The organism is Rhodanobacter sp. FDAARGOS 1247 (genome assembly GCF_016889805.1).
Lineage (GTDB): Bacteria > Pseudomonadota > Gammaproteobacteria > Xanthomonadales > Rhodanobacteraceae > Rhodanobacter.
Genome location: NZ_CP069535.1, coordinates 282,819 through 295,284 on the forward strand (window position 1 = coordinate 282,819; position 12,466 = coordinate 295,284).

A 12,466-nucleotide genomic window follows, 5' to 3' on the forward strand; every position below is an offset into this window, starting at 1 on the left:
CGTGAACCGCGACCTCAGGGCTGTTTCTGCAGCACCGCGTAATACATGCCGTCGAGGTCGCCGTCGCCGGGCAGGATCTGCCAGCCGGTCGCCGCTGGCTGTCCGGCGGGCAGGCTGAAGGGCACGACCCTGGCGTCAGCCTGGGCCGCCAGCAACTCGCCCACGATCGCCTCGTTCTCGGCGCGCAACACCGAGCAGGTGATGTAGACCAGCCGCCCGCCCGGCGCCAGCAGTGGCCACAGCGCGGACAGGATGCGGCGTTGCTGCGCGTGCATCGCGGCGATGTCGCTTTCGCGCCGGTGCAGGCGCACGTCGGGGCGACGACGCAGCACGCCGGTGGCCGAACAGGGCGCGTCGATCAGGATGCGGTCGAACGGCTGGCCTTTCCACCAGCCCCTGGGTGCACCCGCGTCGCCGATCACCACCTTCGCATTGAGGCGCAGCCGCATCAGGTTCTGGCGGATGCGCTCGGCCCGCGGGGCGTCGAATTCCAGCGCGGTCAGGTCGATGTCGGCGCGTTCGAGCAGATGGCAGGCCTTGCCGCCGGGCGCGGCGCAGGCATCGAGCACGCGCAGGCCGTCGCGCAGGTCGGCGAGGTCGGCGGCGACTTGGGCGGCACCGTCCTGCACGGCGAAATGGCCGTCCTCGAAGCCGGGCATGCGGGTGACGTCGCCGCTGTGCGGCAGCACCAGTGCGTCGGCCAGCCAGGGATGCGCTGCCGCTTCGTAGCCGGCCGCGCGCAACTGTTCGATCAGGGCGTCGCGTTCGCTGCCCTGGCGGTTGACCCGCAGCATCAACGGCGGTTCGCCGTTGTCCGCGGCCATCACGGCTTCGGCCTGTGCGGGCCAGTCGCGCTGCAATGCGTCGGCCAGCCATTGCGGATGGGCGTGGCGGGTCTGCGCCTTCGCATCAAGCCTCGCCAGCAGGCTGCTGCGTTCGCGCTGCCAGCGGCGCAGCACGGCGTTGACCAGGCCGGCCAGTTGCGGCCGCTTCAGCGCCCGCACGGCTTCGACCGTGGCGGCCACCGCGGCGTAGTCCTGCAGTTCCAGGATTTCCAGCTGGACCAGGCCGAGCACCAGCAGCGCATGCACGGCCGGATCCTTGTGCCGCAGCGATTTTTCCAGCAGGCCGTCGACGGCGGCGTCGAAACGCAGCCACCAGCGCGCGCCTTCGCTGAGCAGGGCCATCAGCAGGGCGCGATCGCGCGGATCGGCGAGCTTCGGCGCGTCGCGTTGCATGACCTCGCGCAGCGAGGCGCCACGCAGGGCGATTTCAGCCAGTCCCCTGGCGGCCAGTGCGCGGGTGTCGACCTTCATGACGGGCGCCGCAGTTCGGGCCGGGCATTCAGATAATCGACCGCCCCGATGCGCTTGCCGCCGGCGCGTTGCACGGCGGTGATGCGCAACACGCCGGTGCCGCAGGCCAGGTCGATGCCGTGCCGCCCCGCGCCCAGCACCTCGCCGGGTAGCGCCTGATGATCCTGGGCGATCGCCTGCGCTGCCCACACCCGCAGGGTCTCGCCGGCGATCTCGCCTTCCGCCACCGGCCATGGATCGAACGCGCGCACCTGTTGCTCCAGGGCGATCGCGGGCCGGCTGAAGTCGAGCTTCGCCTCGGCCTTGTCCAGCTTGTGTGCGTAGGTCACGCCCGCTTCGGCTTGCGGCGTGGCCAGCAGGGTTTCGCCAGCCAGGGTGCGGCGCAGGCCTTCGGCCAGTGCGTCGGCGCCGAGCCGCGAAAGGCGGTCATGCAGCGAGCCGCCGGTGTCGTCGCGACCGATCGGCGTGCGTCGCTGCAACATCACCGGTCCGGTGTCCAGGCCAGCTTCCATCTGCATCAGGTCGACGCCGCTCTCGGCATCGCCGGCCAGGATCGCGCGCTGGATCGGCGCCGCGCCGCGCCAGCGCGGCAACAGGCTGGCATGCACGTTCCAGCAGCCGAGCCGCGGGATGGCCAGCACCTTGCGCGGCAGGATCAGGCCGTAGGCGACCACCACCAGCAGGTCGGGCCGCCAGGCCGCCAGCGCCTGCTGCACCTCGGCGGACTTCAGCGACTCGGGTTGTTCGACCGTGATGCCGGCGGCCAGTGCGGCCTGCTTGACCGGGCTGGGGGTCAGCTTGCGACCCCGTCCGGCGGGACGGTCGGGTTGCGTATAGACGGCCACCACCTCGGCGCCGCTGTCGCGACAGGCTTCAAGGCAGGGCACGGAAAAGTCGGGCGTACCCGCGAAAACGATGCGCAGACCCCGGCGGTCAGGCTCGGCGGCGCTCAAGCACCGACCGCCTGCTTGCGGTGCTTCTCCAGCCGCTTCAGCAGCAGGCTGCGTTTCAGCGGTGACAGGTAGTCGACGAACACCTTGCCTTCCAGGTGATCCAGCTCGTGCTGGATGCACACGGCCAGCGGGCCTTCGGCCTCGATGACGATGTCCTTGCCGTCCACGTCCTGGGCCTGCACCTTGACCGCCAGTGCGCGGGTCACGTCGGCGTACAGGCCGGGGAAGGACAGGCAACCTTCCTGATAGACCTGCGAGCCGTCCTTCTCGAGGATGCGGGCGTTGATCAGTACCAGCGGCTGGTTGCGCTCGTCGCTCATGTCGGCCACCAGCACGCGCTGGTGCACGTTGACCTGGGTGGCAGCGAGGCCGACGCCGTTGGCGGCGTACATGGTTTCCAGCATGTCGGCGACGAACTGCCTCAGCTTCGCGTCGAACACGGTCACCGGCTCGGCGCGGGTGCGCAGGCGCGGGTCGGGGAATTCAAGAATGGACAATACGGACATGATTTTTACCTCGGCGCCGAAAATGCGGGCGATTTGGTAAAAAGCCACCCTCGGAGCCATCTAGAATGTGTCTCATTGTACGTCGGCAAGCATCCGAGTGCAGACGATTTTTGCCAACTCGCACCTGTTGCGCGGGTTAACCATTCGGTTACACTCGACCGAGCATCTGGGGAAGGGGGATTCCCACCAATGATCAAGAAAATTATCGTGTTGCTGACGGGCATGCTGGTCACCGTGGCGGTCTATGCCGCGGGAGCGCAACTTCGCGCCGACCACCCCGACAGCTACACCGTTCGCCGCGGCGACACCTTGTGGGCAATCTCCGCCAAGTTCCTCGCCAAGCCGTGGCTGTGGCCGGAGATCTGGCAGGCCAACCCCCAGGTGCGCAACCCCCACCTGATCTATCCCGGCGACGTGCTCAACCTGTCCTTCATCAATGGCCCCCGCGTGGGCCTGCAGCCCAGCGTCCATCGCGAAGGCGACGCGATCCCCGCCATTCCCCTGTCCGAACTGAAAATGTTCCTCAAGGAAATGCGGGTGATGGACTCGAACGCGGTGAGTTCCGCGCCTTACGTGGTGGGCCTCGAAGAGTCCCGTCTGCGTGGCGCCGTCGGCCAGAACCTGTACGTGCGTGGCCTGCAGGGCGAGCCGGGCCAGCGCTGGGCCATCGTGCGACCGACCCACGTGTTCCGCGGCTTCAACCAGGATGACGCCTCCAGCGCCGACCTGGTCGCCCACGACATGGACAGCAACGCGGCGATGGTCAAGGCGCCGTGGAGCGAGGATTCGCGCAACGACGGCCATTACGGCAAGGGCGACGACCTCGGTGTCGAGGTCAGCGTGATCGGCACCGCCGAGACGCTGCGCACCGGCGATCCGGCCACCCTGCTGCTGCTCAATGCGACCCAGGAAGTGCGCAGCGGCGATCGCATCATGCCGATCGACGACAAGCCGTACGACGCCTACTACTACCCGCATGCGCCCAAGTCGGTGCCCGCCGATGCCAAGGTGATCGGCTTTGCCGACGCGATGGCTGCCGCCGGTCCCCGCCAGGTCATCATGCTGTCGGTGGGGGCCCGCGACGGGATCGACAACGGCAGCACGTTCACGATCTTCCAGCCGGGCGAGACGATCCACGACGACGTGGCCAGCAACAGCATGAACCGCGGCCTCGGCGAGACGGTCAAGCTGCCCGACGAGTACGTCGGTCACGTGATGGTGTTCCGCACCTTCGACCGGGTCAGCTACGGCCTGGTGATGGACGGCCTGCGTCCGGTGGGCATCGGCAGCCGGTTGACCGCGCCGCAATAAGCCGCAGCGGCATCTTCCTACACGACGGCGCGGTTTCCACCGCGCCGTTTTCTTTGCCGGGTGCTCCGTAAACTCGACGCATGACCAGGGACGATCTGCAGGAACAACGCGCGTGGCTGACTGCCCTGCGCACGCCGGGGCTGGGGCCGGGCGGGCTGCGGGTTCGGCTGGATGCGGCCGGCGGAGACATGCATGCCGCGCTGGCGCAGTTGCAGCGCCACGCCGCTGCCCTGGGTGAGCCCGCGCAGGCCTGGCTGGCCCGGCCCGATGCCGCGCTGCTGGATGCGGACACGGCCTGGCTGGCCGAGCCGGCCCATCGCCTGTTGCGCTGCACGGACGCGGACTTTCCGCCGCTGCTGGAAGACATCCCGCAGCCGCCGGCCGCGCTGTTTGTGGTGGGCGACAGCGATCTGCTGCTGTATCCGCAGGTGGCGATCGTGGGAGCCCGCAGCGCCAGTGCCAAGGGACTGGCCCATGCCCGGGCGTTCGCCACCGCGCTGGCCGACGCCGGCTTCGCGATCACCAGCGGCATGGCCGACGGTGTCGACGGCGCCGCCCATGCCGCGGCCCTCGATGCCGGCGCCAGGACGGTAGCGGTGATCGGCACCGGGCCCGATCGCGTCTATCCCCGCAAGCACCATGCGCTGGCCCGGCGGATCGCGGCCCAGGGCGCGATCGTCAGCGAGTTTCCGCCCGGCACGGCGGCGCGCCCCGATCATTTCCCCCGTCGCAACCGGATCATCTCCGCGCTGGCGCTGGGCACCCTGGTGATCGAGGCGGGGCTGAAGTCCGGTTCGCTGATCACCGCCCGCCTGGCGGCCGAGCAGGGCCGCGAGGTATTTGCGCTGCCCGGTTCCATCCATGATCCGCTGGCCCGCGGATGCCACCAGTTGATCCGCGACGGCGCCCGGCTGGTCGAGACGGCGACGGAAATTGTCGAGACATTGGCGCCTGCAGCGCGCATGCTTGGCGGCCAGCTGGCTGCCCGGCTGGACTCGGCGGGGTCGGATGATGCTGATCCGCGAGCCGTCGGAACCCCGGGAATCGATCGTTCCGGTCCTTGCGGCGATCCGGATTATCGGCGGCTTTTGACTGAACTTGGTCACGCGCCGGCGACATTGGACGAACTTGTGCAGCGTACCGGGCAGTCTGCCGGCGCGCTTTCGTCGATGCTGCTGATGCTGGAGCTGGAGCGGCGCGTCGAGAGCCTGGCCGGCAATCGCTACCAGCGCCTACCCGACGACTGAGCCTCGCCGGCGTGGCTCGGCCCCGCGCGGCGGGCTTGACAGCCGCCGGCGGCGCGTGGTTTCAACTATATATATGTCCGGCACGGAAGCGCCGGTGGTTCACTCTCGGATATCCCGCTTCATGGCAAAAAACCTGCTCATCGTCGAATCACCGGCCAAGGCCAAGACGATCAACAAATACCTCGGCAAGGATTTCCAGGTCCTCGCCTCCTACGGTCACGTGCGCGACCTCAAGCCGAAGGAGGGCGCGGTCGATACCGAGCACGGCTTCGCGATGACGTACGAGGTGATCGAGCGCAACCAGAAGCACGTCGACGCGATCGCCAAGGCCGCCAAGCTGGCCGACGACATCTACCTCGCGACCGACTTGGATCGCGAAGGTGAGGCGATCAGCTGGCACATCAGCGAGATCCTCGACGAGCGTGGCCTGACCAAGGGCAAGCAGCTGCACCGGGTGGTGTTCTCCGAGATCACGCCGAAGGCGATCAAGGCGGCGGTGGCCGCGCCGCGCCAGCTGTCGCACGATCTGGTCGACGCCCAGCAGGCGCGCCGCGCGCTGGACTACCTGGTCGGTTTCAACCTGTCGCCGGTGCTGTGGCGCAAGGTGCAGCGCGGGCTGTCCGCCGGCCGCGTGCAGTCGCCGGCGCTGCGCATGATCGTCGAGCGCGAGGAGGAGATCGAAGCGTTCAAGGCGCGCGAATACTGGACCGTCGAGGCCCAGCTGAAGCATGTCGACGGCGACTTCAGCGCGCGGCTGTCGCGCCTCAACGGCAAGAAGTTCGAGCAGTTCGACCTGACCAGCGAAACTGCTGCGCATGCGGCCCGCGAGGCGCTGAAGGCGGCCGCCCGTGGTCGCCTCGTCGTCAGCGAGGTCAGCTCGAAGGAGCGCAAGCGTCGCCCGGCCGCTCCATTCACCACCTCCACCCTGCAGCAGGAGGCCGCACGCAAGCTCGGCTTCACCACCAGCCGCACGATGAAGGTGGCGCAGGGCCTGTATGAGGGCGTGGCGCTGGGCAGCGAGGGCAACGTCGGCCTGATCACCTACATGCGTACCGACTCGACCATGCTCGGCGACGACGCGATGGCCGAACTGCGCCAGCTGATCGCCCGCGACTTCGGTAGCCACGCGCTGCCGGATGCCCCGCAGGTCTACAAGACCAAGTCGAAGAACGCGCAGGAAGCCCATGAAGCGATCCGTCCGACCTCGGCGATGCACACGCCGAAGTCGGTGGCTGCGTTCCTCAACGACGATCAGCGCAAGCTGTACGAGCTGATCTGGAAGCGCACCGTGGCCTGCCAGATGATCCACGCCACGCTGAACACCGTGTCGGTGGAGTTCGCCCTGCCGGACGTGGCCGGCGGCGATGCCTCGTTCCGTTCGACCGGCACCACGGTGGTCGATCCCGGCTTCCTTGCTGTCTACGAGGAAGGCCGCGACCAGAAGAACGCCGATGACGATGACGAAGGCCGTCGCCTGCCCCGGCTGGAGAAAGGCGAGGCCGTGCCGCTGCACGAGATCGTCGCCGACCAGCACTTCACCGAACCGCCGCCGCGTTACTCCGAAGCGAGCCTGGTCAAGGCGCTGGAAGAACACGGCATCGGCCGTCCGTCGACCTACGCCAGCATCATCCAGGTGCTGCAGAACCGCGAATACGTGTACCTGGACAGCCGCCGCTTCAAGCCCAGCGACGTGGGTCGCGCGGTCAGCAAGTTCCTCACCCAGCATTTCACCCAGTACGTCGACTACGACTTCACCGCCAAGCTCGAGGACGAGCTCGATGCGGTCAGTCGGGGCGAGGAAGCCTGGGTGCCGCTGATGGAGCGCTTCTGGAAGCCGTTCAAGCAGCAGGTGGACGAGAAGGCCGAGTCGGTCGACCGCAGCGAGGCCACCGGCGCGCGCGAACTGGGTACCGATCCGAAGACCGGCAAGCCGGTGTTCGTGCGACTGGGCCGGTTCGGGCCGTATGCCGCCATCGGCGACAAGGACAGCGAGGAGAAATTGCAGTTCGCCTCGCTGCGTCCCGGCCAGAGCATGCACACCATCGAACTGGCCGAGGCGCTGGAGCTGTTCAAGCTGCCGCGCAAACTGGGCCAGGCGGAAAACGGCGACGAGGTCAGCGTGGCGATCGGCCGCTTCGGGCCGTTCGTGAAGCAGGGCAGCACCTATGCCTCGCTGAAGCCCGAAGACGATCCGTACACCATCGAGCTGCCCCGCGCGCTGCAGATCGTGCAGGAAAAACTGGAGATGCTGGCGAACCGGCTGATCCTCGATTTCGGCAATGGCGTGCAGGTGCTGAACGGTCGCTACGGCGCCTACATCACCGACGGCGAGAAGAACGCGCGCATTCCCAAGGAGCAGGAACCAAAGGAACTGACCGAAGCCCAGTGCCTCGAACTGCTGGCCGCGGCGCCGGTGCGCAAGGGCCGCTTCGGCAAGAAGACCGCGAGCAAGAAGGCGGCCGCGAAAAAGGCGGCTCCGGCCAAGAAAACGGAGGCCAAGAAAGCGACGGTGAAGAAGGCGGCGGTGAAGAAGACCGCGACCAGGAAAGCCGCGACCAAGAAGACCGCGACGAAGAGCACGGCGAAGAAAGCCGCCACGAAAAAGACGGTCGCGAAGAAGACTGCCAGCGACAGCGCTGAGGCCTGAGTGCTGCAGCGTTTCACCCTCGCCGACCTGGATGCCGCCGCCGCGCTGCTGCACGGCGGCGGCGTGCTGGCGTATCCGACCGAGGCGGTCTTCGGCCTCGGCTGCGATCCGCATGACCGGGTCGCGTTCGAGCGATTGTTTGCGCTGAAGCAGCGCCCGCCGACCCAGGGCGTGCTGCTGATTGCGGCGGACTTCGGCCAGGTGGAGCGCTACATCGACCGGGCGTCCGTGCCGCAGGCGATGCTGCAGCAAGTGCTGGCCAGCTGGCCGGGGCCCTATACCTGGATCTTTCCCCGTTCGGCCGAGGTGCCCGACTGGGTGGCCGGCAACCACGCCGGCATCGCGCTGCGGGTGACCGCCCACGAACCGGCAGCGGCGCTGTGCCGTGCCTACGGTGGCGCATTGGTGTCGACCAGCGCCAACCCCCACGGCCAGCCGCCGGCACGCGCGGTCGAGCAGGTGGCTGACTGTTTTGGCGATGCGCTGGACGGCGTGCTGGAAGCCCCGCTGGGCGGCCAGGTCAGCCCCACGGTGATTCGCGACGTGCTGTCGGGCGCTATCATTCGCGGCTGAGCGTGCGGGGGAGCGCATGCCGGCAGGTCGGGGTCGAGCCGTCGCGGATCTGCGCGACCGCGTTCACGTCGCTGTTCACATGGCCGCGCGATGCTCGCGGACGCAACGTATCGAAGATCAGGGAGACAGCAGTTTGGTTATCGTCCACGACCCGCGCCAGCGCGAGCTCTCGCCGTTGCTGCCCCTGCTGGTGGCCGCCGATCCGGCCCGGGTGGTGGCCTGGCGGCATGGCCAGGCGATCAGCGCCGCGCATTTCCTGGCCGACGTCCGGGCCGTAGCGGCGTTCCTGCCCGACGCGACGGCCGCGGTGAACCTGTGCGAGGACCGTTACGCCTTCCTGGTGGCGTTCTGCGCGGTGGTGTTGCGCGGCCAGACCAACCTGCTGCCTTCCTCGCGCGCACCGCAGGCGGTGGACGAGGTGATGCGGGCTCATCCGGGTTGCCATGCCCTGGGCGAGCAACGGCTCGATCCGCCGCCGCCGAACTATCGGCAACTGCCGTCGTTCGACGCGCTGCCGCCCGCGCAGGTCGAGGCCGGCTGGCCCACGATTCCCGCCGACCAGGTGGTGGCGATCGGCTACACCTCCGGCTCCACTGGCGTGCCCGGGGCGAACCGGAAGACCTGGGGCAGTTTCCACGCCAGCAACGCGGGCAACCTGGCGCGGTTGCATGCCACCGTCGGCGACCGCTTCGAGGTGGTCGCCACGGTGCCGCCGCAGCACATGTACGGGATGGAGATGTCCGTATTGCTGCCCCTGCTGGGCGACGTGGGCGTGCACACCGGCCGCCCGTTCTTTCCCGGCGACGTCGCGGCGGCGCTGGCTACGGTGCCGGAACCACGGGTGCTGGTGACCACGCCGGTGCATCTGCGTGCGCTGATCGAATCGGGCATTGCCCTGCCGCCGATCGCGGCGATGGTGTCGGCCACCGCGCCCTTGCCGATCGAGCTGGCGCGGGCCGCCGAGCAGCGCTTCGACGCGCCGCTGCTGGAGGTGTTCGGCTCCACCGAGACCTGCGTGTTCGCCAGTCGCCGCCCCACCGTGGACGAGGACTGGTCGCTGTATGACGACGTGATCCTGCATCCGCAGCCCGATGGCACCGCGATCGAGGCGCCCCAGCTCGACGCGCCGGTCACCCTGGCCGACATCGTCAGCCTGTCCGGCGGCGGTCGTCGCTTCCGCCTCTGCGGTCGGCATGCGGACATGCTGGAAATCGCTGGCAAGCGCGCCTCGCTGGCCGATCTCACCCGCCGCCTGCTGGCGATCCCCGGCGTGCGCGACGGCGTGGTGTTCCAGCATGGCGACGGCGACGCGCTCGGCGTGCACCGGATCGCTGCCCTGGTGGTCGCGCCCGGCCTGGACGAACAGGTCATCCTCGATGCCCTGCGCCGGGCCATCGACCCGCTGTTCCTGCCGCGTCCGCTGAAGCTGGTCGAGGCGTTGCCGCGCAACGAGACCGGCAAACTTCCGCGAGCCGCCCTGCTGGATCTTCTGCAAGCCCGCGACTGAGCGCAGCTGCCTCACGGCGATCCCGCCGCAGCCGTTACAATGCGCAGCTGCGTCGTGTGGCGCACGGGAGTGCAGGCATGAAGGTTCTGGTGATCGGCAGTGGCGGGCGCGAACACGCGCTGGCGTGGAAGCTGGGGCAGTCGGTGCAGGTCGACGAGGTGATCGTGGCCCCCGGCAATGCCGGCACGGCGCGCGAGCCCGGCGTGCGCAACGCCGATGTGGCGATGAACGACATCGATGGCCTGCTTGCGCTGGCGAAGCGCGAAAAGATCGGCTTGACCGTGGTCGGTCCCGAGGTGCCGCTGGTCGCCGGCGTGGTCGACAGGTTCCGCGCGGCGGGCCTGCGCATCTTCGGCCCGCGGGCGATCGCCGCCCAGCTGGAAGGCTCCAAGGCGTTTGCCAAGGATTTCCTGCAGCGGCACAACATTCCCACCGCGCACTATGCGGTTTTCACCGGCCTGAATCCCGCGCTTGCCTACGTGCGCAAGCAGGGCGCGCCGATCGTGATCAAGGCCGACGGCCTGGCCGCGGGCAAGGGCGTGGTGGTGGCGCTGACCCTTGCCGATGCCGAGCTGGCGCTGCACGACATGCTTGGCGCGCACAGCTTCGGTGATGCCTCCGCGCGCGTGGTGATCGAGGAATTCCTGGACGGCGAGGAAGCCAGCTACATCGTGATGAGCGACGGCAGCCACGCGCTGCCGATGGCCTCCAGCCAGGACCACAAGCGCCGCGACGAAGGCGACCTCGGCCCCAACACCGGCGGCATGGGTGCGTACTCGCCCGCGCCGGTGGTCACGCCGGAAGTCGAGCAGCGCATCCTGAAGGAAGTGATCGAACCGACCCTGCGCGGCATGGCGGCCGAGGGTGCGCCGTTCATCGGCTTCCTTTACGCCGGCCTGATGATCGACAAGTCCGGCGCGCCGAAGGTGATCGAGTTCAACGTGCGTTTCGGCGATCCGGAAACCCAGCCGATCATGCTGCGCCTGAAGTCCGACCTGGTGGACCTGATCGATGCAGCGCTGGATGGCCGCCTGTCCCACACGACGGCGCGCTGGGATGCGCGCCCGGCAATCGGCGTGGTGATGGCCGCCGGTGGTTACCCGGGGCGGGTGCGCCTGGGTGATGCGATCAGCGGACTGGATTCGCCGGAAGGCGGCGACGTGAAAGTGTTTCATGCCGGCACCCGGCTCGATGATGCCGGGCGCGTGGTCAGCGCCGGCGGCCGCGTGCTGACCGTGTGTGCGCTGGGCGCGGACATCGGCGCGGCGCGCGAAAGCGCCTACGCCGCGGTCAGCCGGATTCGCTATGACGGCGCGTTCTGCCGCCGCGACATCGCCCACCGGGCGCTGCATCGGGGCTGATCCTGCAACCAGTACGCAGGCGAATGGTAGGCCGTTGGATGGCTTGACTTTTCCGGGCCGCGCTTTTTGGGCTATGCTTGGAACTTCCCCCGCGTAAAAGTCGTGGCGCCGAGCGCCTGAACGGACACGTGCCTGATTTCACGCTTGAAGAGGTTTCCCCGATGCGCAAGACGGTTTTGTCGCTGATGTCGGTTGCTGCACTGGCCCTGGCCGGCTGCAACAACGCTTCCAATTCGTCCCCGCAGGCGGACTCCTCCGGTCCCGCTTCGGCGAACACCGCTGGCGCCGTGGCGAAGACGCCGAGCCAGGTGAGCGGAACGATTTCGCTGCGTGCCGGCTCGTCGACGCCGTCGGACAAGGCCAGCCTGGTGCTGAACCTGGTCGACGTGTCCTCCACCGCCGTGGGTTCGGCGCCGCTGGCCAGCAAGACCTCGCCGGCCGGTACGTTCCCGCAGTCGTTCACGCTCAGCTTCAACCCGGCTGACGTGAAGCCGAACGACCTGTACGTGATCCAGGCCACCATCACCGACGGCGATCGCCAGTACACCATGCCGATCCAGGCGCCGGTGCTGGCCAAGGGCAGCAACAACGACGCGGTGGCGATCCAGTTGCAGTCGGAGCAGACCCCGTCCGAGAAGCTGCTGGCCGAATTCGGCGAGGTCAAGGCGCAGATCGGCGGCATGAAGATCAGCCATGGCACCAAGCTGGAGGCCAATGACTCGCGCGGCTGGCAGCTGTTCCGCCAGGCCGGCGAAGTGAAGTACATCCGCGAGGAAGTCGACTACGGCGACAAGGGCTACACCAGCACCGATTACGCCTACAAGAACGGCAAGCCGTGGGTGATCGTGCAGGAAACCAAGGCGAACCGCGACGGCAAGCCCAGCGCGATCGACCGCGCCGGCTGGAGCGAGGACGGCACCCTGGTGCTCCAGCAGCATCAGGTCGGCGCCGACGTGCAGCCGCTGGATGCCGCCGCTGCCGCCACCATGAAGAAGGACGCGGTGTCGATCCTCGGCATCGCCACCGGCGGCAAGAACAAGTAAGC

The 12,466-nt window shown here is 68.4% G+C and carries 10 protein-coding genes; 7 read left to right on the forward strand and 3 right to left on the reverse strand.

The features are described 5' to 3' along the window. Positions 1-14: 14 nt before the first annotated feature. The 3 genes from rsmB to def all read right to left on the reverse strand — a co-directional run bounded on the left by rsmB (position 15) and on the right by def (position 2,775). Entirely contained in the window at positions 15-1,316 is a 1,302-nt protein-coding gene (gene rsmB, locus I6J77_RS01230) for a 16S rRNA (cytosine(967)-C(5))-methyltransferase RsmB (protein WP_204110251.1), read from the reverse strand. Further along, the gene (fmt, locus tag I6J77_RS01235) at positions 1,313-2,203 is read right to left on the reverse strand and encodes a methionyl-tRNA formyltransferase (RefSeq protein WP_239309133.1); all 891 of its coding nucleotides are present in this window, start codon (positions 2,201-2,203) and stop codon (positions 1,313-1,315) included. Before fmt ends, rsmB begins: the two co-directional genes overlap by 4 nt. A gap of 62 nt (positions 2,204-2,265) precedes the next feature. Next, complete coding sequence (gene def, locus I6J77_RS01240) at positions 2,266-2,775, reverse strand: peptide deformylase (RefSeq protein ID WP_204110252.1); 510 nt, start codon at positions 2,773-2,775, stop codon at positions 2,266-2,268. Positions 2,776-2,964: 189 nt separating this feature from the next. On the opposite strand from def, the gene I6J77_RS01245 reads away from it, so the two are divergent. From I6J77_RS01245 to I6J77_RS01275, 7 genes are all read left to right on the forward strand, one after another. Continuing rightward, positions 2,965-4,086 (forward strand): LysM peptidoglycan-binding domain-containing protein, encoded by a 1,122-nt coding sequence (locus I6J77_RS01245; protein ID WP_204110253.1) that lies wholly within the window; start codon positions 2,965-2,967, stop codon positions 4,084-4,086. An 80-nt stretch (positions 4,087-4,166) separates the two neighbouring features. Beyond that, complete coding sequence (gene dprA, locus I6J77_RS01250; protein WP_204110254.1) at positions 4,167-5,333, forward strand: DNA-processing protein DprA; 1,167 nt, start codon at positions 4,167-4,169, stop codon at positions 5,331-5,333. A 121-nt stretch (positions 5,334-5,454) separates the two neighbouring features. Continuing rightward, entirely contained in the window at positions 5,455-7,980 is a 2,526-nt protein-coding gene (locus I6J77_RS01255) for a DNA topoisomerase I (protein ID WP_204110255.1), read from the forward strand. Then, positions 7,981-8,553 carry an L-threonylcarbamoyladenylate synthase gene (locus I6J77_RS01260; protein ID WP_204110256.1) on the forward strand — a complete coding sequence of 191 codons (573 nt, stop codon included), beginning with the start codon at positions 7,981-7,983 and terminating at the stop codon, positions 8,551-8,553. Between the two features lie 133 nt (positions 8,554-8,686). Next, a complete protein-coding gene (locus I6J77_RS01265; protein WP_204110257.1) occupies positions 8,687-10,060 on the forward strand; it encodes an AMP-binding protein in 1,374 nt (457 codons plus the stop codon). Between the two features lie 77 nt (positions 10,061-10,137). Further along, positions 10,138-11,421: a phosphoribosylamine--glycine ligase gene (gene purD / locus I6J77_RS01270; RefSeq protein ID WP_204110258.1), complete on the forward strand. Its 1,284-nt coding sequence runs from the start codon at positions 10,138-10,140 to the stop codon at positions 11,419-11,421. A 161-nt stretch (positions 11,422-11,582) separates the two neighbouring features. Beyond that, positions 11,583-12,464, forward strand: a complete 882-nt coding sequence (locus tag I6J77_RS01275) for a YbaY family lipoprotein (RefSeq protein WP_056715150.1) — start codon at positions 11,583-11,585, stop codon at positions 12,462-12,464. The last annotated feature ends 2 nt before the right edge of the window (positions 12,465-12,466 follow it).

Bases quoted from the DNA above. Each gene is read 5' to 3' on its own strand.
- rsmB (WP_204110251.1), bottom strand. From the start codon at position 1,316: ATGAAGGTCGACACCCGCGCACTGGCCGCCAGGGGACTGGCTGAAATC.
- def (WP_204110252.1), bottom strand. From the start codon at position 2,775: ATGTCCGTATTGTCCATTCTTGAATTCCCCGACCCGCGCCTGCGCACC.
- I6J77_RS01245 (WP_204110253.1), top strand. From the start codon at position 2,965: ATGATCAAGAAAATTATCGTGTTGCTGACGGGCATGCTGGTCACCGTG.
- dprA (WP_204110254.1), top strand. From the start codon at position 4,167: ATGACCAGGGACGATCTGCAGGAACAACGCGCGTGGCTGACTGCCCTG.
- I6J77_RS01255 (WP_204110255.1), top strand. From the start codon at position 5,455: ATGGCAAAAAACCTGCTCATCGTCGAATCACCGGCCAAGGCCAAGACG.
- purD (WP_204110258.1), top strand. From the start codon at position 10,138: ATGAAGGTTCTGGTGATCGGCAGTGGCGGGCGCGAACACGCGCTGGCG.
- I6J77_RS01275 (WP_056715150.1), top strand. From the start codon at position 11,583: ATGCGCAAGACGGTTTTGTCGCTGATGTCGGTTGCTGCACTGGCCCTG.